This is a genomic window from Streptomyces ferrugineus, from assembly GCF_015160855.1.
In the GTDB taxonomy this organism is placed as follows: domain Bacteria; phylum Actinomycetota; class Actinomycetes; order Streptomycetales; family Streptomycetaceae; genus Streptomyces; species Streptomyces ferrugineus.
Genome location: NZ_CP063373.1, coordinates 4,609,215 through 4,632,515, shown reverse-complemented (window position 1 = coordinate 4,632,515; position 23,301 = coordinate 4,609,215). Strand labels below are relative to the sequence as shown.

General features: G+C 71.3%; 19 protein-coding genes. 7 read left to right on the top strand and 12 right to left on the bottom strand.

All coding sequences use genetic code 11. The annotated features are described in order from the left end of the window. Positions 1 to 7 precede the first annotated feature (7 nt). Entirely contained in the window at positions 8 to 904 is an 897-nt protein-coding gene (locus IM697_RS21125; protein ID WP_194049265.1) for a GNAT family N-acetyltransferase, read from the bottom strand. 465 nt (positions 905 to 1,369) lie between these two features. Between IM697_RS21125 and IM697_RS21120 the strand changes: the two genes are divergently transcribed. Next, a complete protein-coding gene (locus IM697_RS21120) occupies positions 1,370 to 2,578 on the top strand; it encodes a glycoside hydrolase family 64 protein (protein WP_194049264.1) in 1,209 nt (402 codons plus the stop codon). A 131-nt stretch (positions 2,579 to 2,709) separates the two neighbouring features. Further along, on the top strand, positions 2,710 to 2,916 hold the full coding sequence (locus IM697_RS21115) for a hypothetical protein (protein WP_194049795.1): 207 nt from the start codon (positions 2,710 to 2,712) through the stop codon (positions 2,914 to 2,916). 108 nt (positions 2,917 to 3,024) lie between these two features. On the opposite strand, the gene IM697_RS21110 is transcribed toward IM697_RS21115, so the two are convergent. After that, the gene (locus IM697_RS21110; RefSeq protein WP_194049263.1) at positions 3,025 to 4,155 is read right to left on the bottom strand and encodes a sulfite oxidase; all 1,131 of its coding nucleotides are present in this window, start codon (positions 4,153 to 4,155) and stop codon (positions 3,025 to 3,027) included. Positions 4,156 to 4,322: 167 nt separating this feature from the next. Between IM697_RS21110 and sthA the strand changes: the two genes are divergently transcribed. Further along, positions 4,323 to 5,726, top strand: a complete 1,404-nt coding sequence (gene sthA / locus IM697_RS21105; protein ID WP_194049262.1) for a Si-specific NAD(P)(+) transhydrogenase — start codon at positions 4,323 to 4,325, stop codon at positions 5,724 to 5,726. Between the two features lie 25 nt (positions 5,727 to 5,751). On the opposite strand, the gene IM697_RS21100 is transcribed toward sthA, so the two are convergent. Next, complete coding sequence (locus IM697_RS21100) at positions 5,752 to 6,249, bottom strand: DUF5709 domain-containing protein (protein WP_194049261.1); 498 nt, start codon at positions 6,247 to 6,249, stop codon at positions 5,752 to 5,754. 309 nt (positions 6,250 to 6,558) lie between these two features. Between IM697_RS21100 and IM697_RS21095 the strand changes: the two genes are divergently transcribed. Continuing rightward, positions 6,559 to 8,034 carry an APC family permease gene (locus tag IM697_RS21095; RefSeq protein WP_194049260.1) on the top strand — a complete coding sequence of 492 codons (1,476 nt, stop codon included), beginning with the start codon at positions 6,559 to 6,561 and terminating at the stop codon, positions 8,032 to 8,034. Between the two features lie 12 nt (positions 8,035 to 8,046). Beyond that, positions 8,047 to 9,018, top strand: a complete 972-nt coding sequence (locus IM697_RS21090) for a hypothetical protein (protein WP_194049259.1) — start codon at positions 8,047 to 8,049, stop codon at positions 9,016 to 9,018. A 29-nt stretch (positions 9,019 to 9,047) separates the two neighbouring features. Here the strand turns inward: IM697_RS21090 and nicT are convergent, their stop codons facing one another. The 3 genes from nicT to IM697_RS21075 all read right to left on the bottom strand — a co-directional run bounded on the left by nicT (position 9,048) and on the right by IM697_RS21075 (position 12,787). Beyond that, the gene (gene nicT / locus IM697_RS21085; protein ID WP_194049258.1) at positions 9,048 to 10,184 is read right to left on the bottom strand and encodes a Nickel transporter NicT; all 1,137 of its coding nucleotides are present in this window, start codon (positions 10,182 to 10,184) and stop codon (positions 9,048 to 9,050) included. A 154-nt stretch (positions 10,185 to 10,338) separates the two neighbouring features. Continuing rightward, positions 10,339 to 11,193, bottom strand: a complete 855-nt coding sequence (gene prcB, locus IM697_RS21080; protein WP_194049257.1) for a proteasome subunit beta — start codon at positions 11,191 to 11,193, stop codon at positions 10,339 to 10,341. A 97-nt stretch (positions 11,194 to 11,290) separates the two neighbouring features. Next, on the bottom strand, positions 11,291 to 12,787 hold the full coding sequence (locus tag IM697_RS21075; RefSeq protein WP_194049256.1) for a hypothetical protein: 1,497 nt from the start codon (positions 12,785 to 12,787) through the stop codon (positions 11,291 to 11,293). Positions 12,788 to 12,954: 167 nt separating this feature from the next. Between IM697_RS21075 and IM697_RS21070 the strand changes: the two genes are divergently transcribed. Continuing rightward, complete coding sequence (locus tag IM697_RS21070; RefSeq protein ID WP_194049255.1) at positions 12,955 to 13,602, top strand: nucleoside/nucleotide kinase family protein; 648 nt, start codon at positions 12,955 to 12,957, stop codon at positions 13,600 to 13,602. 17 nt (positions 13,603 to 13,619) lie between these two features. Here IM697_RS21070 and IM697_RS21065 read toward each other — a convergent pair whose 3' ends face one another. The 6 genes from IM697_RS21065 to IM697_RS21040 form a co-directional block, all read right to left on the bottom strand. Then, positions 13,620 to 15,452, bottom strand: a complete 1,833-nt coding sequence (locus IM697_RS21065; protein WP_194049254.1) for a hypothetical protein — start codon at positions 15,450 to 15,452, stop codon at positions 13,620 to 13,622. Between the two features lie 13 nt (positions 15,453 to 15,465). After that, a complete protein-coding gene (locus IM697_RS21060) occupies positions 15,466 to 17,175 on the bottom strand; it encodes a hypothetical protein (protein ID WP_194049253.1) in 1,710 nt (569 codons plus the stop codon). A gap of 2 nt (positions 17,176 to 17,177) precedes the next feature. Continuing rightward, the gene (locus IM697_RS21055) at positions 17,178 to 18,077 is read right to left on the bottom strand and encodes a carbohydrate ABC transporter permease (RefSeq protein WP_194049252.1); all 900 of its coding nucleotides are present in this window, start codon (positions 18,075 to 18,077) and stop codon (positions 17,178 to 17,180) included. Next, positions 18,074 to 18,985 carry a carbohydrate ABC transporter permease gene (locus IM697_RS21050; RefSeq protein WP_194049251.1) on the bottom strand — a complete coding sequence of 304 codons (912 nt, stop codon included), beginning with the start codon at positions 18,983 to 18,985 and terminating at the stop codon, positions 18,074 to 18,076. The genes IM697_RS21055 and IM697_RS21050 overlap by 4 nt, the downstream gene beginning before the upstream one ends. 123 nt (positions 18,986 to 19,108) lie before the next feature. Further along, positions 19,109 to 20,431 (bottom strand): extracellular solute-binding protein, encoded by a 1,323-nt coding sequence (locus IM697_RS21045; RefSeq protein ID WP_194049250.1) that lies wholly within the window; start codon positions 20,429 to 20,431, stop codon positions 19,109 to 19,111. A gap of 274 nt (positions 20,432 to 20,705) precedes the next feature. Next, positions 20,706 to 21,827 (bottom strand): ROK family transcriptional regulator, encoded by a 1,122-nt coding sequence (locus IM697_RS21040; protein WP_194049249.1) that lies wholly within the window; start codon positions 21,825 to 21,827, stop codon positions 20,706 to 20,708. Between the two features lie 479 nt (positions 21,828 to 22,306). On the opposite strand from IM697_RS21040, the gene IM697_RS21035 reads away from it, so the two are divergent. After that, complete coding sequence (locus IM697_RS21035) at positions 22,307 to 23,206, top strand: N-acetylglucosamine kinase (protein WP_194049248.1); 900 nt, start codon at positions 22,307 to 22,309, stop codon at positions 23,204 to 23,206. The last annotated feature ends 95 nt before the right edge of the window (positions 23,207 to 23,301 follow it).

Here is a 23,301-nt window from a genome sequence, read left to right as displayed (position 1 = left end):
GGCGTCGCTACTCCTGGCTCACCCCATGGAAGTTGATCCGTTCCTTGACGACGGGGTAGCCCGCCCTGGCGAAGTTCGCGGCCATCGGGAAGTTGCCCTGGTCCGTCGCGCCGGTGACGAACTCCGCGCCCTGCTCGACGAGGACGTGGGTGCACTCGGAGAGTAGGTCGTAGGCGTAGCCGTGGCCGCGCTGTTCCGGGACGACCCCGATGAACCCGACGGTCGGGCCGGAGGGGTTGTGGGCCGGGATGTGGATGCCGGCGAGGTCGCCCTCCGGGGTGTGGGCGACCTGCCACCACTCCCGTGGGGACGGGCACCAGTGGAAGAAGTCCAGCTCCTCCTGGGCGGCCTTGTCGAGGCCGCCCTCCTCGATGTCCCGCAGTGCGTGTGCGTCCAGGGTGACGGAGTGGATGCGGCGCAGGGCGTCGAAGAAGACCGCGTCGTCGGGCTCGGCGCTGAAGCGCAGGCGTCCGGGGCGCTCGGGCAGGCCGAGGTCGGGGGTCCAGCGGTACAGGAAGCGTTCGACGAGGAGTTCGTATCCGGCCGCGCGGGCGGCGTTGAAGCGGGCCTCGGCGGCTGCCTTGAGGGCGGGGTCGTCGCGCCAGCCGCCGGGCAGGTTGATCTCGAGTTCGACCCGCCAGGGGGCGGAGCGCAGGAGTTCGGCGCCGGCCTCCTCCTCGCCGTCGGCCACGTCGAACCAGTTGATGTTGAGGGGCTCCGAGTCGTCGGGGCCGCCCCACCAGGCGCCACGTGCGACGACGTCGCCGTCGCGCAGGGCCACCCGCTTCCACTCGGGGCGGAATCGGGTCTGCCGGTGGCCCTCACGGGCGCCGAGCGGGTCGGGGTGTGCGTCGAAGAGATGGGCGTCGCTCTCGGTGAGCGCGCGGATGACCAGTTCGGTCACGGATTCCTCCGGGATGTGGGCTGCTTGGAGCGCTCCCGGTCAGATCGCGATACGCACGCCGGGGTCACGGAAAAGGGAGCGCTGAAGTGATGTGAACCGCACGGCACTCGCCTCCTTCCGTCCGTCTCAGGGCGTGGAGCCACAGGATATGTGATCTTCGGCAGGGGCGTCCATCGGTTTAGAAGGTGAAAGCGCTCTCAAGACGACCACCAGGCTTAAACAGGCCTTAGGCAGGGCTTAAGCGGCCGTGCCCGTTTCGCTGTCCGTCAAGTTCACGCACCTCAAGGGGATTTGAACTTGGTGCAGACCCATTGGCCAATGCCGTGGTCGTGCGTAGCATCGGGGCCCATCGGTGGTGGCCGAGGTCGGTCCGACCCGCTTCGAGAGCGCTCTCAGGCGAGCCGGGCCGCACGGCTCGCCGCCACGGCCCCAGTACCCCCACAAGTACTCCGGGAGACCCCCCACATGACTTCCCGTCACCAGCGCCGACTCGGCCGACGCAGGCTTCTGTTCACCCTGGGCGGTGCGGCGGTGGCCGTCCCCGCCGCCGCCACGATGGGCCCGTACGCCCTCGCGGGCACGTCCGCGGGCAATGGCGCGCCCGCCGCTGCGGGTCCGCTGCCGCTGACGATCGTCAACGACAGCGGCTCCTTCGGCAACGCGAACGTCCACCTCTACATCGTCGGCAACCAGGACGGCAGGCAGGTCCGTGTCACGCCCGACGGCACCCTCGCGCCGATCGCGCTGTCGGACAACGGCCCCGACGGCTTCACCGACTACGCCATCTCCCTCGCCGGCAGCGGCGAGACCCGGCTGTCCCTGCCCCACATGTCCGGCCGGATCTATGTGTCGCTCGGCGAGAAGCTCAAGTTCAAGGCCGTCACCGACGGCAACGGCAACGCCGCGCTGCAGTACCCGGCCGGCTGGGTGACCTCGGACCCCAACTACCCGGTGCTGCACGACTGCGCCGAGTTCACGTACAACGCGTCGGGGATGTTCTGCAACACCACCATGGTCGACATGTTCAGCGTGCCGCTGAGCATCCGTCTGACCGGCGCCGAGGACCAGACCACGGGCAAGCTGCGCGCCGGTGGACGTGCCGCCGCGTTCGCCGCGGTCCGCCAGGTCGAGGAGTTCGCCCGGCTCGTCGTGGACGACACCCGCGTCATCGCACCGGGCCACGGCCTGGACGCCGGGCTGTTCGCCAAAGACTACCTCGCGCCGTACATCGACGAGGTGTGGAGCACGTACACCGGGCGGGACCTCACCGTCACCACCAACGCGGGGGCGTTCACCGGGCGGGTGCGCGGCGACCGGTTCACCTTCGACGGGCCCGCGCAGGTGTCCTTCGCCAAGCCGTCGACCCGGGACGTGCTGTTCTGCGACGGCAACCTCGCCGCCCCGAACGACGGCACGACGGGGCCCGTCGCCGCGATCCTCGGCGCCGGCTTCAACCGCTCGACCCTGCTCAGCCACCCCGCCCAGCCGACGACCGACGCCGCCGCCTTCTACCGGACCGACCTGACCAACCACTACGCCAAGGCGATGCACACGGCCACCGAGGACGGCAGGGCGTACGGCTTCGCCTTCGACGACGTGGCCGACTTCGCCTCGTACATCCAGGACACGGCGCCGACGGGGATCACGCTGACGCTGACGCCCTTCGAGGGCTGACGTGGTCCCGGTGCGGGGCGGGTCTGCGGCCCCTTCCGGATGCAGGGTCCGCTCAGGCGTTGAATGGTGATAACAGACCCGATGACCTCACCGGGCCCGAACCAGTGATCCGGATCCGAGGAGCAGAGATGATGCCGACGTCCCAGCCCGAAGCGTCCGGGCCGTCCGAGGACCGCGCCACCCCGGACGACCTGCTCCACGCCCGTACCGGCACCGAGGTGTCCCCCGAGGACATCGTCCTTGCCTCAGGCAAGGACATCACTCCACGCAACCTGGAATGGGCCAAGCGCAAGCTGGCGGCCGAGGGGCCGTCCGCCTTGGACAAGCTCCTGCCCTAGCCGTACCCCGCCACGATCGGCACCGGTCGCCCTGGGGACGCGGGAGTGCACCCAGGGCGACGCCGCATGCCTTCGCAGTGCCGTTGCGGGCCACGTTGCCGTTGCGGGCTAAGCCGTCCCGTCCTCGTCCAGGCACAGCACCGGGACCCGCTGGACGAGGTTGTTGGCGAAGCCCCCGCGGTTCCAGGGCTGGTCCAGGGGCTGGGTGTCGCCGCCGGCGTCCGTGGCCCGCGCGGTCAGCACGTGCTCGCCCGGGGTCGCCGTCCAGTCGTGCCGCCAGCCGCGCCAGGCCCACCGCTGCCCGTGGTCCGGCGCCGGCTCGGCGTCCCGCCAGGTGCGCCCGCCGTCCGTGCTGACCTCGACGCGCGTCACCGGTGCGCGCCCTGACCAGGCACGTCCCTCCAGGGCCACGGGACCGGGCCGCACCACCCGGGCCCGGGACATGAAATCCGGGAAGCCGGGTGGGACCAGCAGGGCGCGCGGGGCGATACGGGTGACCGGCTCGCCCTCGTCGTCGGGATCCCGGCGCAGCCGGTAGGCCACGGCCTGCTGGAACCCCGTGAACGGTTCGTCGACGACGGTGATCTCGCGCAGCCACTTCACATGGGCCATGCCGTACCAGCCGGGCACGATCAGCCGCAGCGGACGGCCGTGCTGCGGCGGCAGCGGGGCGCCGTTCATCGCGTACGCCACCAGCACCTCGGGGTCGCTGCCCACGGCCACGTCGAGGGGCAGGGCACGCTGGTAGTCCTGCTCGACGCCGCGCTCGACCCCGTGGTCGGCGCCGGTGAAGACCACCTCGACCGCGCCGGGGCCGACTCCGGCCTCCGCGAGCAGCAGGCGCAGCGGCACGCCGGTCCACTCGGCGGTGCCGACCGCCTCGACGAGCCAGGGCTGGCTCACCGGGCGGGGGGTCAGCAGGGCGCGGCCGTTTCCCGCGCACTCCAGCGTGACGCGGGTGGTGACCTGCGGGAATGCCCGGAGGTCGGCCCGGTCCAGGCGGAGGGTGCGGCGGACGCGGCCGTTCAGGGTCAGGGGCCAGGGGGTGTCGTCGGGGACGTACGGGATGTCGTAGTGGGTCAGGACGTAGTGCAGTCCGGGTGGGGTGACGTCGTGGCGCAGGGCTTCGAGGGGCAGGCCGTGGTTGCGGGTGGCGAGCGCCAGTTCGTCCCGGCCGATGCCCTCCTGCGGGGCGGCCAGCCGGGCCGGCGTGCTCACGTCGGCCAGTCGATGACCCATACCCGCATTATCGACCCGCGCGCCGGACATCGCGCCCGAGCGGCGGGGCGAAAGACGCGTGGGCCGCGCCGAGCCGCAACTTCCGTTCCGGATCCGGCACTTCGGCCGGGCAGTGGTTCACGGCTCACCCTTTCGAAAGCGGTCTTGCGGCTGTCAGACTCCGGAGGGTGCCCGACTTCGACATGCTCGTCATCGGATCCGGCCCCGGTGGCCAGAAGGCCGCCATCGCCGCGGCCAAGCTGGGCCGCCGCGTCGCCGTCGTCGACCGCCCCGACATGGTGGGCGGCGTGTCCATCCACACCGGGACCATCCCCTCCAAGACCCTGCGCGAGGCGGTGCTGTACCTGACGGGTCTCACCCAGCGCGATCTGTACGGGCAGAGCTACCGGCTCAAGGAGGACATCACCGTCGCCGACCTCACCGCGCGCACCCGGCACGTGGTCGGCCGCGAGGTGGACGTCATCCGCAGCCAGCTCTCCCGCAACCACGTCGCCCTCTACGCCGGCACCGGCCGCTTCGTCGACCCGCACACCGTCGCCCTGCGCGAGATCACCGGCCATGAGCGGCTGCTGACCGCCGAGCGCATCGTCATCGCCACCGGCACCCGGCCCGCACGACCGGGCAGCGTGGAGTTCGACGGGCGGACGATCATGGACTCGGACAACGTGCTCGCGCTGGAGCGGGTGCCGCGTTCCATGGTCATCGTGGGCGCCGGGGTGATCGGCATGGAGTACGCCTCGATGTTCGCCGCGCTCGGCAGCAAGATCACCGTGGTGGAGAAGCGCGCCGGGATGCTCGACATGTGCGACGTCGAGGTGATCGAGTCGCTCAAGTACCACCTGCGCGACCTCGCCGTCACGTTCCGCTTCGGGGAGACCGTGGCCGCCGTCGAACGGCATCCGCGCGGGACGCTGACCATCCTGGAGAGCGGCAAGAAGATCCCCGCGGACACGATGATGTACTCGGCGGGCCGGCAGGGGCTCACCGATGAGCTGGACCTGGACAAGGCCGGGCTGACCGCGGACGCGCGCGGCCGGATCACGGTCGACGAGCACTACCGCACCGAGGTGCCGCACATCTACGCCGTCGGCGACGTCATCGGCTTCCCCGCGCTGGCCGCTACCGCCATGGAACAGGGGCGTGCGGCGGCATACCACGCCTGTGGGGAGCCCGTCGGCCCGATGCTCAACCTCCAGCCGATCGGGATCTACACCATCCCGGAGATCAGCTTCGTGGGGCGGACCGAGGACCAGCTCACCGAGGACCGGGTGCCGTTCGAGGTGGGCATCTCCCGCTACCGCGAGCTGGCCCGCGGGCAGATCATCGGCGACTCGCACGGCATGCTGAAACTGCTGGTCTCCCCCGCGGACCGCACCCTGCTCGGGGTGCACTGCTTCGGTACGGGGGCGACGGAGCTCATCCACATCGGGCAGTCGGTGATGGGGTGCGGCGGGACCGTCGACTATCTCGTCGACGCGGTGTTCAACTACCCGACGCTCGCGGAGTCGTACAAGGTCGCCGCCCTGGACGCCACGAACAGGCTGCGCCAGATCGACCGCATCGGGGACTGAGCCCCCCCCGCATCGAGGCCGGGCGTCAGGTCTCCCCGCCCTCCCGCAGCTCTTCGTCGTCGACCACGTGCACCGCGGCCTCCTCGGCGCCGGCCGCTCCGCCGTCGATGCCCCGGTCGGCGGCGATCTCCTCCTTCGTGGTGTCGCCGCGGAGGCCCTCGTCCGGGGCGACCAGTCGGCCCGCGCGGTCGGTGCCGGCTTCGGGGTCGACGGGTTCGCCGTCGCCGCCCGGGAGGTCGCCCACCTCGTCGCCGGCCGGCACGCCGACCTCGGGGACCTCCTGGGCGAGCCGTTCGTCGAGGGTCTCGCCGGTGTGCTGTTCGGCGGCGGTGGTGCCGTGCTTGGAGACCCCGAGGGGCTTCTCCGGCGGGGAGTAGCCCTCGTCGAGGGTGTCGTCGTAGGTCCGCTCGTCGACGGCGTCCTGGAGGTCGAGCGGTGCGGCGTCCTGCTGTTCCTCGTTGCTTCCGGTGGGCTGGTACGCGTCGTCCGCCATCTGCTCGGAGGGCGTGTGTTCGGTGCCCATGGATGCCTCCTTCGCTCGCGGGCGTCTGCCGGTCCGGCTCACGCATGTCCTCAACGCGTTTCCCGTCGCGCGTCGTCCAACCCTGGGAGATCCCACGGCGCTTGAGACCTCAAGGGGTATGGCTATCATCACTCGCACACACGGCGTGACCGTGCGACAACGCAACGGCGTACAGTGTCCGCCACCCCGTTTCGCCGCCCCTGGCCCGAGGTCACCCCTCTGCGGTTCGTGGCGTTGTTCCACCCCACCCCCCTCTACGCCGTCGGGGCCGCATCGCCCCGGCGTCGTGCACGACGGAAAGCGGCGCGCATGAGCAACAACACGGGCAGAGGGCTGCAAGCCAATGCCCTCGGCACGTTCGACACGGTGGTGATGGCGGTCGCGGGCAGCGCCCCGGCGTACTCGATCGCAGCGATCACGGCGGTTCTCGTCGGCTCGGTGGGCCTGGCCAGTCCGGCCGCGCTGCTGTACTGCGCGATACCGATGCTGGGCATCGCTCTCGCCTTCAGCCGCCTCAGCCGGATCGATGTGAACGCGGGCGCGAGTTACTCCTGGGTGGGGCGGACGCTGCACCCCTTTCTGGGCTTCGTCAGCGGCTGGGCGCTGGTGATCTCGACGACCCTGTTCATGGTGGCCGGCTCGCTGCCCGCCGGATCGATGACGCTCACCCTGTTCGACGAGGAACTCGCGCGGAACACCGCGCTGTCCACGCTGGTCGGCGCCTGCTGGTTCCTGGTCATGCTGCTGGTGGTGCTGGGCGGGGCCCGGCTCACCGTCCGGGCGCAGATCGCGATCTCCGGTGTCGAGCTGGCGATACTGGCCCTGTTCGCCGTACTCGCCCTCCTCCACTCGCCGAACGCCCGCGCCTTCGACTGGTCCTGGCTCGGCTTCGGGCACTTCGACGGGGTCACCGGGTTCGCCTCGGGGGCGCTGATCGCCGCGTTCTACTACTGGGGCTGGGACGTCACCAGCAACCTCAGCGAGGAGACCCGCGACAGCCGCCGTACGACCGGGCTCGCGGGGCTGATCGGGGTGGGCATCGTCTTCCTGCTGTTCGAGGTGTTCACGATCGCGGTGAACATCATCCTCTCCTCGGAGCAGATCCAGGCGAACGACGCCAACGTGCTGGCGGTGCTCGGTGAGGAGCTGTGGCCGGGCTGGGGCGGCAAGTTGCTGATCGTGGCGGTGATGCTGTCCACCGTCGCCACGCTGGAGACCACGCTCATCCAGGTCACGCGCTCGCTGTTCGCGATGGGCCGGGACCGTACGATGCCGGCCGCGCTGGGCCGGGTGCACCACCGGTGGAACACGCCGTGGGTGGCGATCGCGGTGGTCGGCGTGGTGGCGCTGGCGATGTTCGTCGCCTCCAACGCCCTGGGCACGGTGGGCGACATCCTGGCGGACGCCATCTCGGCGATCGGGCTGCAGATCGCCGTGTACTACGGGCTGACGGGTCTGGCGGCGGTCGTCGCCTACCGCAAGGTGCTGCTGACGTCGGTGGGTGCCTTCGTCCTCGGTGGGCTGTGGCCGCTGTTCGGGGCCCTGTTCATGTTCTGGATCTTCGTCGAGTCGCTGGGCGAGCTGAGCGGCTCGGCGATCGCGATCGGCATCGGCGGTCTCGCGGCCGGGCTGGTCCCGATGCTCTGGTACTGGCGGCGGGGCAGCGACTACTACCGCCCCGCCAAGCTCGACGCCACCCGGACCGTCGAGGCGGACTACGTCCCCGCCGGGGGCGGCGGCGACCGAGGTCCCCTCGTCCACGAGGGTCTTCCCACCGACTTCTGAGGGGGACCGGCGATGGCGCGAGGCAACTTCAAACGCGACTTCACTCCCGACTTCGATCCCGACTGCGGGGACGCTCCCCTCACCCGTGCCCGCCAGGACATCGTCATCGGCCGCTGGCAGGGCCTGCGGGAGCTGCTGCGGGCCACCGGGCCCGACTGGCTGGTGCGGGGCCACCGGGTCCGGTTGCTCGCCCAGGCCTGCGCGGGCAGTTCGACCGTGGAGTCGTGGCTCGCCGCCGAGCCGCACAGCGGCGACGCGCTGGTGCTGCGGGCGGCCACGGAGACGGCCCGGGCGTTCAACGTGGCCATCGCCGCGGGCCGGGGCGTGCCGATCGACCAGCAGCGCATCGACACCGCGGTGCTGTCGTGCCTCAAGGCCGCCGACTCGTATCCAGACGATCCCACGCCGTGGATCTCGCTGATGTCCGTGGCACGGCTGTATCCGCAAGGAGTACGGCGGCAGGAACTGGGGCGCTGGTGGGACGAGTTGCACGGCCGCGACCCGTACAGCGTGGAGGGTCATCTGCAGGTGCTGCACTACTACTCCGCGCGCTGGCACGGCACCCACGGCCTGATGTACGACTTCGCCCGCGACGCGGCCGGGGTGGCGCCGCCCGGCTGCCCGCTGCCGGTGCTCGTGCAGTACGCCCGGGTCGAGGAGTTCCGGTACGCCCTGGACGCGGCCAAGGGACAGCATGCCGCCATGGGGCTCGGGCAGCACTGGAGCAACGACGGCGCCGTCAGCGACGTACGCCGAACCTGGGAGCGCTGGATCATGGGCCGCGGGGAGCAGGGCGTGGCCCCCGGCGAGCTGCGCGACCTCAACTACCTGGCACACGCGGCAAGTCAGGCGCGGGCCCGGGACATCGCCGGGGCCCTCTTCCGGATGCTGGGGCGGCGCGCCACGCGCGCGCCGTGGGCGTACACCGGCGATCCGGACCAGCAGTTCGTCAGGTGGCGCAAGGACGTGGGGGTACGGGGCTGACCGGCGCGAGAGGCGAGGGCGACGCGGTGTCAGGACTCCTCGGTGCGCGGGCCCGTCGTCCACTTCTCCTCGATCCGGCCGATCCGCCACACGGCCAGGGCGACGACCCAGGTCACGACGAACAGGCCGACGACGGCGAAGCCGGCCGTGTTCAGGTCGAGGCCGCTGATCCGGTTCCAGAACGGGCCGTGCAGGGAGAGGCGGTCGGCGAGGAGGGAGAGGAGCTCGATCGTGCCGATGAGGAGGGCGACCGCGACGGACAGGCCGGTGACGGTGAGGTTGTAGTAGACCTTGCGGACCGGTTGGGAGAAGGCCCAGCCGTAGGCGAAGTTCATGAACGTGCCGTCGATCGTGTCCAGCAGGGACATGCCCGCGGCGAACAGGACGGGCAGGCACAGGATCGCGTACCAGGGCAGCCCGGACGCGGCGCCCGAGCCGGCCAGGACGAGCAGGGCGACCTCGGTGGCGGTGTCGAAGCCGAGGCCGAACAGCAGGCCGAGCGGGTACATGTGCCAGGGCTCGGTGATCGACCTGGTGGCGCGGCCGAGGAGGCGGTTCATGAAGCCGCGGCTGTTCAACCGCTCTTCCAGGGCGGCCTCGTCGTAGCTGCCCGAGCGCATCCGCCGGAACACCTTCCAGATGCCGGCCAGGACGACCAGGTTGATCGCCGCGATCAGATAGAGGAAGGCGCCGGAGACGGTCGTACCGATCAGGCCGGTGGCGTCGTGGAGGCGGGAGCCGTCGTCGCGGACGGGTCCGGCAAGGCCCTTCACGCCGAGGGAGAGCAGCAGGGCCAGGGCGAGGACGACGCTGGAGTGGCCGAGCGAGAACCAGAAGCCGACCGACAGCGGCCGCTGCCCCTCGCCCATCAGTTTGCGGGTGGTGTTGTCGATCGCGGCGATGTGGTCGGCGTCGAAGGCGTGCCGCATGCCGAGGGTGTAGGCGGTGACGCCGACGCCGATCCCGAAGGACCGCTGACCGACGCCGTGGTGCTCGGGCGCGACGACGGCGACGAGGGTGACCCAGCCGACGAGGTGCAGGGCGAGCACGAAGGCGGCCATGCCGCCGACCCTGCTCCACTCCTGCCGCGTCATGGAGGTGCGGACGCGGTGCCACACGGGTGTGGTGGCCAGGAGGGTCGGAGTGGAGTCAGGGGCAGCCGTCATCGGGGAGGAGGTGTCTTTCTGTGGAGGGCGGCTGCGTTGTACAGCCTGCAGCCATCCTCCGGTACTTGCAAACCATGTGCAGTAAAGGCCGGGGCAGTTCTTGGCCATGGAAAGCACAGCTCCGGGCCATGGGGACGGAAAGCGGGGCCGCGTGTCAGGGCGCGGCGTTGGGCCCGTCCGGCCGGGCGGCACGCTGCTCCACCATCTCGCGGGCCAGTTCCTCGGTCTCCGCCTCGGCCAGCCGCTCGAAGCCGTCCCCGGTGATCACCGAGACGCTGGGGAAGATCCGCCGGTTGATGTCGGGGCCGCCGGTCGCCGAGTCGTCGTCCGCCGCGTCGTACAGCGCGTGCAGGGCGGCGAGCACCGCCTCGCGCCGGGACATGTCCGGGCGGAACAGCTTCTTGAGCGCCCCTCGGGCATACGGCGAGCCGGAGCCCTCGGCGTGGAAGTCGTGCTTCTCGTACGGCCCTCCGGTGACCTCGAAGTCGAAGATGCGGCCCCGGGCGCCCTCGGGTGCCCTGGGGTCGTAGCCGGCGAGGAGCGGCACGACGGCGAGGCCCTGCATGGCCTGGCCGAGGTTCTGGCGGATCATGCCGGCCAGGCGGGACGCCTTCGCCTTGAGCGTCATGGGGACGCCCTCGATCTTCTCGAAGTGCTTCAGCTCGACCTGATAGAGCTTCACCATGTCCAGCGCGAGGCCGACGGTGCCCGCGAAGGCGACGGCCGTGTGGTCGTCGGCGGGGTGGACCTTCTCCAGGTCGCGCTGGGCGATGAGGTTGCCCATGGTGGCCCTGCGGTCGCCGGCGATCAGCACGCCGTCGCGGTAGGTGAGGGCCAGCACCGTGGTGCCGTGCGGGAAGCGGCCGGGGGCCGCGCGGACGCCGTCGGGGAGGGGGCTGCGCATGGGCAGCAGGGCCGGGCGGTGCGCGGCCAGGAACTCGGTGAAGGACGACGTCCCCGGAGTGAAGAACTCCTCCCCCAGCCGCCCGTCGTGCTCCTCGCTCGTCATGGCACTCCCCCTCCTGAGTCCGACCGACAACCGGACTCCTACCTGAACCGGACGACCGGGAAACGCCTTTGGCGCTCACGACGCCCCGCGGCGGACGTCATCCCGCTCCGCCCGCATTCGGCGCCGGTGCGATGTGGACCTCGAGGCCGTGGAGGCGGTGGAGTTCCCAGTCCTGGGCGTAGCGGGGTGCTTGGTGGCCGGGGACGGAGAGGGCGCCGACCGGGATTGTCCGTGCGGTGCGCAGGATCTCGGCCGTGGTGGTGTTGGCGTTGTTGCCGCTGATGGCGCCCGAGTCGCAGCCGGTGTAGTAGGCGACCGGGATGGCCTCGGCTCCGGTGAGCAGGCACGGCGCGCGCACGCCGAGTCGGTTGAGTTCGGCGGCGGAGCGGGCCCAGTCGACGCGGGCGGCGGTGGTGCGGTCCACGGTGCGGTCCAGGACGATGTACTGCATGACCAGATGCCCGGCCGACGCGAGCGCGACGACGGCGGCGACCACCGGTCGCAGGCGGCCGTTCGGGCGAGTGGCCAGGTGGAGCAGCGCATCGGCGACGGGCAGGGCAAGGAGGGCGTAGGCGGGCAGGAGGAAGCGGGGGGCCGCGTAGCCGATCAGGAACAGGTAGGGGAAGGCGACCGTCGTGGCGCAGGCCAGCGGGACCACGGTACGGGCGGCGCGTCCGGCCCGGACCGCGATGGCCAGGGCGTAGGCGGCGAGCAGCGGCAGCACGAGCCACCAGGCGTAGACGGCCGGGCCGGGCGTCGGCACGTCGCACGGCCGGCACAGGGCGCGGCCGACCAGGCTGCGCAGTTGGTCGTCGACGGCGAGGTTCCAGCCGAGGCCGCCCTGGATGCGGGACGCCTCGTTGAGCCGCTCGTGCAGGCCGCCGTAGCTGACGTACGCCTCGATCACCCACTGGATGCCCCCGGCCACCAGTCCCGTGACGAGGGCGGCCCCGAGCCGCCAGTGCCGTGCCACCGCCGCGAGCACCAGCAGCGGCAGCGTGACCCAGACGGCGTCGGTGGGCCGCATCCACGCCATCAGCAGGGCGCCGGCCAGGACGCCCCACAGGGCCCACCGATCGAAGCGGTCGGCGCGGGCCCGCAGGAAGCAGCCGACGCAGAGCAGGGCACCGAACGCCACCCAGAGGTTGGGCATGGCCTGCGGGCCGTAGAAGAGGGTCACCCACAAGGTGGCGAAGAAGACGCCCGCGCCGGCCAGGACCCGGGCCGGGAACAGTCCGCGCCAGACACGCAGGACCAGGTACAGGGCGAGCCCGGAGAGGACGGCGAGGTAGACCCGCAGCAGGATCGTGGACGACGACCAGGAGGCGACGGGCCACACCAGCAGCGGGACGCCGCGCGCACGGGGGGCGCTGAAGAACGCGGCCGGCGCGTCGCCGCCGACCTGGCTGACGTACACGATCTCGTCCCAGCCGAGGCCCATCGAGGGCCGTACGAGGAGGAGTTGGAGGAGTGTGAAGGCGGCGGCCACCGCAGCGAGCAGAACCTCGCCGCGCGCCCGCCACGACCTGCCGGACACGAGCACCCCGTCGCGCCGTCCCGCACCGACGGGCATGGGCCGTGTGCCCTGGGTCATCGTCCACTCCTCACCCCTACGAGCCGTAGGGCCTCTGAGCCCCACAGCCCGACGAGTTGGACGGGCGGGGAACGGGCAATGATTAAAACATTGCCAAGCTAACCCGTGAGGGATGGGTATGCCGCACGCTGTTCGGCCAGGCGAATGACGGGTGCGACACTCTGGTGGTGACCCTGACCTTCGCCGACCTCCTCGACCGCGCCCGGTCCCTCCCCCGATCCGGCCGCCGCGCCGTCCTCGGCATCGCCGGCAGTCCCGGGGCGGGCAAGTCGACGCTCGCCGAACGCCTGGTGCGGGAGCTGAACGGTGGCGGGGACCCGTGGGTCGCACATGTGCCCATGGACGGGTTCCATCTCGCCGACGTCGAGCTGGAGCGGCTCGGGCTGCGGGACCGCAAGGGCGCGCCCGACACGTTCGACGCGGCGGGGTACGCGGCGCTGCTGCGGCGGCTGCACGAGGACGCCGACACCGTCTACGCGCCCGGCTTCGAGCGGGTTCTGGAGCAGCCGATCGCCGGGGCCGTCCCGGTGGCGCCGACCGCCCGGCTGGTGGTGACCGAGGGGAACTACCTGCTGCTGGGCACGGGCGCGTGGGCCCGGGTGCGGCCGGAGCTGGACGAGGTGTGGTTCTGCGAGCTCGACGAGGAGGAGCGGCTGCGGCGGCTGATCGCGCGGCACGAGGAGTTCGGCAAGTCGCACGAGCAGGCGGTGGCCTGGGTGATGCGCTCGGACCAGCGCAACGCGGAGCTGGTCGCCCCGACCCGGGACCGCGCGGACCTGGTGGTGCCGGTCACGGCGGTGCCCGTCCTGCGGTAAGGGTGTCGAGCGACGGTCTACGCGGGCCGCAGGATCAGTTCCGGCTCGCCGTGCGCGTCGCCCGCCGGCTCGCCGATCACTGCGGTGAAGGCCTCGGTGCGGACCGTCAGATCCGAGCCGTCGTGGGCGAAGGAGGGCGCGAACGGGCCCGCCGGTCCGTAGCGCACGGCGAAGACGTGCAGGTCCTGCGGGGCACCGGGGGCCGGTTCGGCCTCCAGTGCGGTCGAGGAGACCAGGTGGCTCCAGCCCAGGTCGGGGTTGCCGTAGCCGCGGGGGTCGGCCGCCAGGGCGAAGGCCGCCTCTTCCTGGGTGCCTTGGGTACGGGCGTCGAAGTAGTCCACGCCGTCCGGCTCGGGGTGCGTCAGCCGGAGTTCTCCGGCCGCGGTGACCGCGCCCTCCGCGGTCCGGCGCACCCTCTCGCCGTCGTCCGTGGCGTACGGCAGGCCGGCGAGCAGGTAGGGCGCTCCGGGGAGCCGCTCCAGCGCGACCGTCGTCCACAGGCTGGTGCCGTCGGTGACATACAGGGACCGCACATGGCGCAGGACGTGGTCGCGGCCCACGACCGGCTTGGTGACCAGCTTGGCCGTCAGGCCGCCCGCGCGCACGTCCCGCACGCGGACCTCGCCCATCGGGCGGCAGTGCAGGAAGCCGTCCGTGACCGGTCCGAAGCCGTGCTGCCGGTTCACGGCGGCGGGGAGGTAGTAGGTGCCGGCCGCCTCGAGGAGCGACGGGGTCATACGGTCGTCGAAGGCCACCGAGACCGTGCCCGCCCGCAGTTGGTGGCGGGCCGGGGTCGGGGACGGTGTGCGGTGCCAGCGGGTGGTGTCCTGGATCTGCCAGACCAGCATCCAGGCGAAGTGGCCGTCGACCGCGCCGTCCGCCTTGACGGCGTGCCGGCCCCAGCGGGTGTCGCCCCGGTAGCGGCCGAGGTCGGAGCCGATCCGCCGGCTGAAGTAGCGCAGGCCCAGGACGGACTCGAAGCCGCTGTGCTGCTCGCTGTAGCGCGGGCCGCCGTTGTCGAAGCCGCCCGAGGGGAGCCGGGCGTCGAGGTAGCGGGCGAGCGCGTCGCCGTCCTCGGCGAAGACCTCCTCGCCGCTGATCCGGTGGGCCTGGGCGAGGAAGGACAGGGAGATCGGGCCGTAGTTGTTGTCGTACGCCCCGCCGTGCTCGGGCGGCAGCAGGGCACCCCGGTCGCGCACCCGGTGGGCGCGGATCTCGTCCTCGTACAGGCGCAGGGCGCGCCGACGCACCGCGTCGCGGTCGGGGGCGGGCAGGTGCCGGGCCAGCATCAGTCCGCCGACCACGCAGCCGATCGCCTGGTTGCCGGCCTCCTGCGGGTTGAAGAAGGTCGCCTCGGTCAGCCAGCGCCAGTAGCCGTGCGCCATGGAGAGGAGTTCGGCGCGCTGCTCGTCCTCGACGAGCCCCTCCGCCAGATCCAGCAGGTTGACGGCCTGGAGCAGCGCCCACACGGTGCTGGGCCAGTCCCCGATGGGGTGGGCGCCCGCCGCCAGGGTGTAGCGGGCGTACGGCAGGCCGCTGCCCCGTGCCTTCAGGTTCGGGTAGCCGGGGTTGTCCTCGGTGTAGACCCGCTCGCGCAGGTGGAAGGCGAGGCTGCGGCGCACCGTCTCCGGCAGCCGCGGGTCCTTTCCGCGCTGCCAGGCGAGGGCGAGCAGGGAGGTGATGCCGAGCGAGGTGTCGCCGATGTCGTCGACGCAGTCGGGGTGTTCGAGGTTGCCCTCGGGTGTGAGGCGCGCGAGGGCCTGCTCGGTGACGTCGGCGAGCACGGCGTCGTACGCCTCCGGAGTGTCCGGCAGGTCGTGCAGCGGCCCGAGCTGGCGTGGGAGGTGCAAGGAGATCAGCCCTTCATGCCTGAGAGGTGGCGCGCAGTGTGAGGGTCAGTGTCTGCGGTCCGTGCCCACCGAGGTAGACGCGGTTCCCGGTCGTCGCGTCGGTGCCGCCGACCACGGTGTGGTCCTGCCCCGGGTCGTAGCGCAGTACGTCGCTCCGGTCCGGTCCGGCGAGCGGTCCGCCCGTCTCGACGGCGGCCTCGATGCGGATCTCGTCGTCGCCGACGCGGTAGGTCAACGGCTCGGTCGTCAGGCACCAGCTTCCGTCGCCGAGCGGTACGGCGCCCTGCGGCTCGCCGCCCGGCCGGAAGGTCAGTTCGAGGGCCCAGGGCACCGTTGGGCCGCTGATGTCGATCCGCAGGTCGGCCCCGTCCTCCCGCAGGTCGACCTCGACTCGGGTCGTGTGGGAGACCTCGTCCTGAGGGCGGTCGGGGAAGGCCATCGCCGCGGAGAAGCGGCCCTCGTCCACCAGACGGTAGGCGCCGTCGTCGCGCCTGAGGTCCTTCGGGAGCGGCTGGTAGTAGGCGGTGGTGAGGGTTTGGGTGAGCCGGTACCGGTTGTCGGCGAGCTGTTCCATGTCGGCGGCACGGAACGGGCCCAGGTCGAAGAACACCCGCGAGAGGCGGACCGCGTCGAGGACGGCGGCACCGGCGAACATGCGCAGGAAGGTGGGGTTGCAGGCGAGGCCCGAGCGGATGCGCCGGTGCTCGGGCACGTCGGAGCCGCCGTACACCACGGTGTGCGCGGTGGCCGAGACGTGTGCGGCGAGGCGTGCGGTGGGGAGGTACCGGTCGCGCGGGAGCTTCTCCGCGTCCGGGGCCGGCAGGGCGCGGCACAGGTCCGGAGTGAGGAGGGTCTGGGCGAGCAGGTCGGGGTCGTCGATGCCGGCGGCGGCCGCCAGACGGGCCGCGCGGGCGAAGTCGCCCCGGCCGGTACGGATCGCCAGCAGCCGGTAGTGCGGCAGGTAGGGCCACAGCGAGAACGAGAGCTTCTGGTCCTGGCGGCGCGAGTGGACGGTCTCCACCGTGCCGTCCGGCCTGATCAGGTCCAGGGTCGTGGCGAGGTTGCGTTCGACGGCGTCCAGCAGGTCGGTACGCCCGAGCACCTCGGCCAGCAACAGCAGCGACGGGTTCGTCACGATGGACGCGTAGACGGCGCTGCGTTCCGAGTACAAACCGTCCGTGTCGATGTCGACGCCCTCGGCGAGCCACTCCTCGACGCGGTCGAGGAGTCGGTCGTCGGGGAAGGACCGGTGCAGCCGGGCCAGGGCCGCGCTCAGCTCCCAGCGGTGGTTCGGGGTGTGCACGCCACCGGTCAGGAGACTGGCGGTGGCGGCGCCGGCGATCTCGGCGAGCCCGGCCGTCACCTCGGCCAGTTCCGGTCCCGCGCCGACGGCGAGGACGTACGCGTCGCACACGTCGTTGACGGTGAACGCGGAGTCGGGCGGTGACTGGACGTTGTCGCCGCCCGCGAAGAGACCGGAGGGCGTCTGCACGGCCCGCAGGGCGCGCAGGTGGGTCATCGCGGCGGCGACCGCCTGTCCGCTGCCGTGCAGTGCCGAGTCCGGGGAACGGTACGCCGCGACCAGGGTCTTCACCCGCCGCGCCAGACCACGGTGCGGCACGCCGGCGGGTTCCACGTCCGGGTCGGCCGCCAGGGGGGCGGCCGACCGGTCGGCCGCGCGCGCCGCCGAGCGGACGAACTCGTGGTCCAGCGGGTGGGGCAAGGTCAGTCCTTCAGTCCGGCGTTGATGTCGGCGTTCATGACGTAACGCTGGAACACCAGGAAGACGACGATCAGCGGGATCATGGAGATGACCGATCCGCCGAGCACCACCGACCAGTTGATGTTCTGCGCGCCGACGAGGCTCTGGATGCCGATCTGCACGGTGAACTTCTCGGGGTCGTTGAGCATCAGCAGCGGCCAGATGTAGTCGTTCCACCGCCACTGGAACGACAGGATGGCGAGCGTCAGCATGATGGGCCGGGAGATCGGCACCATGATCCGCAGGAAGATCGACAGCTCACGCGCCCCGTCGATGCGGGCGGCCTCGATGAGCTCGTCGGGGACCGTCAGGAAGAACTGGCGGAACATGAAGCACCCGGTCGCGGTGAGCAGGGCCGGGAAGATGATGCCGGCGAGCGAGTTGAAGAGGCCGAGGTCGCGGACCACCAGGAACTGCGGGGCGAGCATGACCTCGGACGGCAGCATCGTCGTGGCCAGGATGCAGATGAAGAACACCTTGAGCCATTTGTTGTCGTACTTGGCCAGCGCGTACCCCGTGCAGCAGCTCACTCCCACCGTGAGGATCGTCGCGATCACACACACGATGGTCGTGTTGATGAAGTACTGGGAGAAGTTGGCGCCGTCCCACGCCGCCTTGTAGCCCGACAGGCTGGGGTCGTCCGGAAAGAGCGCCAGCGAGGAGAACAAGTCTCCCGCCGGTTTGAAGGAGCTGAGGACGAACCACAGCACCGGAAACCCGTAGACGGCCGCCAGGACCCACAGCAGTGTCGTCGCGGGCACAGCGCGCCGAAGCCCACCGCTCGCCGCGCCGCCCGGCCGCTTCTTGGGAACCGCCCGTCCGGGCCCGGAGTCGACCTTGCGTGGCATGTCTGTGGTTGTCATCGGTTCTCCACCCGCCGGTTGACGATCATCTGGATGATCGCGACGGCCATCAGGATGAGCATGAGCACGAACGACGCGGCGCTCGCGTAGCCGATCTGGCCCGATTTGAAGCCGGTCTGGTAGATGTACTGGACAAGCAGGTTGTTCGACGTTCCGGGTCCGCCGTTGTTGAGGGAGGCGAACAGCGGGTACTCCTTCATCGCGTGGATCGTGTTGAGCAGGATGACGATGAAGGAAGTGGGCGCGATGCTCGGCAGTGTGATGCTGATGAACTGGCGCCACGGACCGGCGCCGTCGAGCGCGGCCGCCTCGTAGTAGGACGCCGGTACGTTCTTGATCGCCGCGATGAACAGCAGCATGGAGAAGCCCGTCCAGGCCCAGGACGCCGCCACGACCACCACCATCAGCGACAGGTCCGCGTTCGACTGCCACGGAACGGCGCTTCCGCCGAGTTTCTCGATGAGGTAGTTGACCAGTCCGAAGTTCTCACCGAACAGCCACCGCCACAGGACGCCCACGATGATGGGCGACAGCAGCCACGGGATGAAGAAGAAGACGCGGGCGACCGACGCGCCCTTGGCGTGCCTGCTCACCAGCACGTTGGCGATGAGCAGCGAGAACACGAAGTTCAGCGGAACGAAGAGCACGGTGTACAGCAGCGTCCGGCTCAGCGCGTCGTAGAAGGTGGAGTCCCCGGACAGGTTCTGGTAGTTGTCCAGCCCGACGAACTGGAACGCCCCTACGCCCGTGTAGTTCGTGAAGGAGTAGACGAGCCCGATCACCGCCGGCCAGGCGAAGAACAGCGCGAAGAGCACGACATTCGCCGAGATGAGGACGAGCGGCGCAAGGGTGTACTTACTGCGTCTCCTGGGCGGGCTCACGGACACGTCCGAGGCGCGTTTTGTCATCTTCCTGACTCCGTGCTGGTGGAATGGGTTCCTGGGCTCAGGCCATGAGCCCGGCATCACGTGGGGGCCCGAGGCCGGGCGGCGGTGTCCTCGACCCCGCCGCCCGGGCCCGCCGGTCTACGCTCAGCCGCCGACCTGCTGGTTGTAGCCGTCCACGATGTTCTGCAGGGCCTGGTCGGCCGACTGCTCGCCGTTGATCGCCTTGCCGAGCTCCGCCTTGGTCGGGTCGTCGGCGAGGCTCTTGCCCTTCAGCACCCAGTTCGTCTGCGCGGTGTTGAAGTAGCCGGAGATCGGGTCGTAGAGCGGGATGGACTCGTTGTAGAGCTTGAACGCCGCCTGCGCCGCCTCGGACTTGAAGGGGTACTTCGGGTTCAGACCGCTCTCGACCGGCAGGAAGCCGGAGGCCTCGCACAGCGCCTGGTAGTGGGCCGGCTCGTACAGCCAGGACAGGAACTTCTTCGCGGCGGCGGCCGCGTCGGCGTTGTTGTTGAAGCCCACCGTCATGCCGCCGCTGTTGACGTCACTGGCCTGCACCGGCTGGGCGGGAGTCGGGACGCTCGCCCACTCGAACTTCGTGATGCTCTCCGCGTAGGCGGCGACCTGCCACACGCCGGACCAGTAGGCGACGACATCACCGCTCTGGAACATGGCCGACGGGTCGGCGCCGCTGGTCCACACCGACTTCGGCATGGTCTTGTCGTCGTTCAGTCCGACGAAGTACTTCACGGCCTTCTTGGTCGCCGCGTCCACCGAGAACTTGCCGGAGTCGTCGGCGTGGACGTACTTCCCTCCCATCTCGTACACCATGGCGCGCAGCCGGGACGGCGACTGGTCGAAGGTCAGGGAGTACTTGGCCTTGGTCTTCTCCCGGACCTCGTCCGCCGCCTTGATGAACTCGGTCCAGGTCCAGGTCTTGTCGGGCGAGGTCGGGTAGGAGACGCCGGCCTTCTCGAAGAGCGACTTGTTGATGAACATGCCGGACGCGGTGACGTCCGAGGGGATGGACAGCACCTTCCCGGACGAGTCCTTGGCGACGAAGTTGGCGTTGATCTTGTTGGTCTTGTTGTTGGCGATGTCGCTGAGGTCGATCAGCTTGTTCGACCAGATCGGGTCCAGCGCCGGCACGGCCGCCACGTCGGGCAGCGAGTTCGCCTGCGCCGAGTTGCGCAGCTTCGTCGCGTAGCCGTCGTAGGGGATGTTGACGAGCTTGACCTTGACGCCGGTCTCCTTCTCGTACTGCGCCACCATCTTCTTCCAGCCCGCGTCCTGCCCCGGAACCGTGGAGATCCAGAACGTCAGCGACTTGGATGTCCCGCCCGACTCGGATCCAGAGCCGCAGGCGGAGAGGAGCAGGGCACCTGCCGTGGCCACGGCAGCGAGGGGAGCCAGGCGACGTATGCCGCCGCGGCCGAGTCGGCGGGAGCGCCGCACACCTACAGTGGTCATCTTCGATCCCTTTTCGTCGTAGGGGACGGAGCACGGCGCCGACCAACGCGGCACGGGTGCATTTTGCAAGAAATTTCGCTTTCCGGGGGTGCGGCCTCGCCCGGCCGCATCGCCCTGACGGGTGGGATCCCCGGCCCTGAGGGCCGTCGTCGCACAAGCACGCCCTCGTGCGGCTGCCGTACTGCGTGTACGGGCGGGAGGCTCACCCGGAGTCGGCGTCCCGGCCGACTCAGAAAGCGCTTGTCCGGACATTGGCAGATCGAGTCGGAGGCCGTCAATCCTTCGCCCCCGCGGTCTCGGTCACGGTTTGGACTCCTCGGGTGACCGCGAGCCGGGCGGCGCCCACCACCGTGCCGAGGTCACCGACCGTGCTGCTGACGACTTCGGTGGGCCAGCTCAGCCGGGCGAGTTCCGCCCGCACACCGGGCAGCACCTGCGGGTCCGCGCCGGTGCTGCCGCCGAGCACGATCAGTCCCGGGTCCAGCACGGCGGTCACGGCGGCGGCGAGACGGCCGACGTCGGCGGCATGGCGGCCGATCACGGCGCGGGCCGCCGACCGGCCCTGGCCCGCCAGGGCGAAGAGCTGCTCGGCGGTGCGGGGGCAGGGCCCGTCCTCGTCCGGCCAGGACTCGGCCGCGCGCCGCAGGAGCGAGCGGGCGCCGATGTACTCCTCCAGGGCCTCGTGGCGCGGCTCGCGGCCGTCGTCCCAGGGGTAGGGCAGCCGGGCCAGCTCACCGGCGGCGCCGTTGGCTCCGCGCAGCACCTGACCGCCGACCACGATGCCGAGGCCGATACCGACGCCGATCCGCAGGTAGCCGAAGGTGCGCCGGCCGCGCGCGGCGCCCTCGTGCAGTTCGGCGAGCGCGGCGCAGTTGACGTTGTTCTCGAGGTGGACGGGAACGCCCGGCGGCAGGGCGACGGCCATGGCGTCGAAGACGGGGCCGGCCTTGGCCGTGGCGGGGCGCATGCGGGCGCCCTCCTTCTCGCGTGCGGTGACGTCGCCGACGGCGACCACGACGGTGCGCAGCGGGGCGTCGGCGGGCAGCGCGACCAGTGCCTCGCGCACCACGTCGGCGGCCTCCTCCCGGGCCCCGGTGGCCTGGGCGAGCAGGGTGCCGTCCAGGGCGCAGCCACGCACCCGGGTGAGGGCGGGACCGAGGTCCACGGCGAGCACCGCCCCGGCGGCGGGCCCGAGACCGTAGACGGCGGCGGAGCGGCCCGTGCCGCCGGAGGCGGTGCCGGAGCGGGCGGCCAGCCGGGCGCTCTCCAGCTCCGCGACGGCGGCGGACACGGTGGGCTTGGACAGGCCCGCCAGGCTCGCGAGCTGCGGCCGGGTCGCGCTGCCGGCCGCGGCCAGCACGGCGAACACCGCACGCGCGCTCTCGCTCAGGTCCATGCTCTCCCCAGGTGGTGCTGCGACGGCCGGGCGGCGCCGGAGAAGTCCGGGCGCGCTCCAGCACCGCCCGGCTCGCAGTCTCGCGCACCGGCCAAAGGCCCACGCCGCGAGCACGCACCGGACGACTCGGGAACGCCCCCGGACTCCCCGGCTCCACCGAGGTCGCCAAGGTCGTTCGGCATCGGGTTTCCGCGCCTCTTGACGCGCACCCTACTTCGTTAGTTAACTTCCTAACGAAGTGCACGGTACTCGCCTGCCGTGTTCCGCACGAGGCCCGTCCCGGGGCTTCCCGATTGTTGAACGCCCGTTCCCTGAGCGAAGTCCGCGGCGGTTCCGGCAGTGCCCCAAAGGGGCGCTGGGAACCGCGCGACCAGCCACGATGGCGCCGCACAGACATGACGCCACAGCGGCACGCCCAGCGGAGCCCTTGGCACGGTTCGCCCGCCGTCATCGCGCTGCGCAACGACGAAAGAGGACCTGTGCAGGAATCGACGCCCCTCGTGGTCGGTATCGACGTGGGCGGCACCAAGACGCAGCTGCGCGCCCGTGCGGGCGACGCCCTGGTCGCCGATCACGTCCGCACCAGCAGCGGCTGGCGGCCGCACGACCCGGTGGCCGCCGCCGGCTGGCTGGCCGCGCTGGTCGCCGACGCCCTGCCGAGGGGCACCCGCCCGTCCGCGCTCGCCGTGGGCGGGCACGCCTGCGAGACGCCCCGTCAGTGCGCCCAGCTCCGCACCGCTCTGCAACTCCACTTCGACGCGCCCGCGCTGGTGGTGGGCGACGCCGAACTGCTCGTCCCCGCCGCCGGGTTGGACAAGGGGGTCGGCCTGGTCGCCGGCACCGGATCCGTCGCGGTGGGCCGGCTGCCGGACGGCAGCCCGGTCCAGGTCGGCGGCTGGGGCGCGGTCCTCGGCGACGAGGGCGGCTCGGCCGGTCTGGTCCGCGAGGCGGCACGGGCCGTATGGGCGGCGCACGACCTCGGTGAGGAGCCCGACGCACTCGCGCGCGGGCTCCTCGACGCGTTCCAGGTCGCCGAAGTGCCCGCTCTGGGCGCGGCGCTGGAGGGCGCCGAGGACGTCTCCGCACAGTGGGGCCGGCATGCGCCGGTGGTGTTCGCGGCCGCCGAGGCCGGTTCGCCGCTCGCGCGCGCGGTGATCGACGAGGGTGGCCGCTCCCTGGCCGCACTGGTCGGGCAACTCGCCTCGCGCGGGGTCCCGGTGGACGACGTCGTGGTGGCGGGCAGCACGATCCTCGCGCAGTCCGTCCTGTACGAGGCGTTCGCCGCCGCGCTCGCCGACCGCGTGCCGGGGGCCGTGCCGCGCCCCCTGGAACTGCCGCCGGTCGACGGGGCCGTAGCACTCGCCCGTTCACTTGTGTGACACCTGTCGGACGCCGGGCCATCCCGGGTCCGACACAACTCGCCCGTAGATCTTCGCTCGTAGGACTCGATCCCTTGCGCCTCATGAGTCTCCCG

Bases quoted from the DNA above. Each gene is read 5' to 3' on its own strand.
- IM697_RS21120 (WP_194049264.1), top strand. From the start codon at position 1,370: ATGACTTCCCGTCACCAGCGCCGACTCGGCCGACGCAGGCTTCTGTTC.
- IM697_RS21050 (WP_194049251.1), bottom strand. From the start codon at position 18,985: ATGACAAAACGCGCCTCGGACGTGTCCGTGAGCCCGCCCAGGAGACGC.
- IM697_RS21095 (WP_194049260.1), top strand. From the start codon at position 6,559: ATGAGCAACAACACGGGCAGAGGGCTGCAAGCCAATGCCCTCGGCACG.
- IM697_RS21075 (WP_194049256.1), bottom strand. From the start codon at position 12,787: ATGACCCAGGGCACACGGCCCATGCCCGTCGGTGCGGGACGGCGCGAC.
- IM697_RS21040 (WP_194049249.1), bottom strand. From the start codon at position 21,827: ATGGACCTGAGCGAGAGCGCGCGTGCGGTGTTCGCCGTGCTGGCCGCG.
- prcB (WP_194049257.1), bottom strand. From the start codon at position 11,193: ATGACGAGCGAGGAGCACGACGGGCGGCTGGGGGAGGAGTTCTTCACT.
- nicT (WP_194049258.1), bottom strand. From the start codon at position 10,184: ATGACGGCTGCCCCTGACTCCACTCCGACCCTCCTGGCCACCACACCC.
- IM697_RS21090 (WP_194049259.1), top strand. From the start codon at position 8,047: ATGGCGCGAGGCAACTTCAAACGCGACTTCACTCCCGACTTCGATCCC.
- IM697_RS21110 (WP_194049263.1), bottom strand. From the start codon at position 4,155: ATGGGTCATCGACTGGCCGACGTGAGCACGCCGGCCCGGCTGGCCGCC.
- IM697_RS21055 (WP_194049252.1), bottom strand. From the start codon at position 18,077: ATGACAACCACAGACATGCCACGCAAGGTCGACTCCGGGCCCGGACGG.
- IM697_RS21045 (WP_194049250.1), bottom strand. From the start codon at position 20,431: ATGACCACTGTAGGTGTGCGGCGCTCCCGCCGACTCGGCCGCGGCGGC.
- IM697_RS21115 (WP_194049795.1), top strand. From the start codon at position 2,710: ATGCCGACGTCCCAGCCCGAAGCGTCCGGGCCGTCCGAGGACCGCGCC.
- IM697_RS21100 (WP_194049261.1), bottom strand. From the start codon at position 6,249: ATGGGCACCGAACACACGCCCTCCGAGCAGATGGCGGACGACGCGTAC.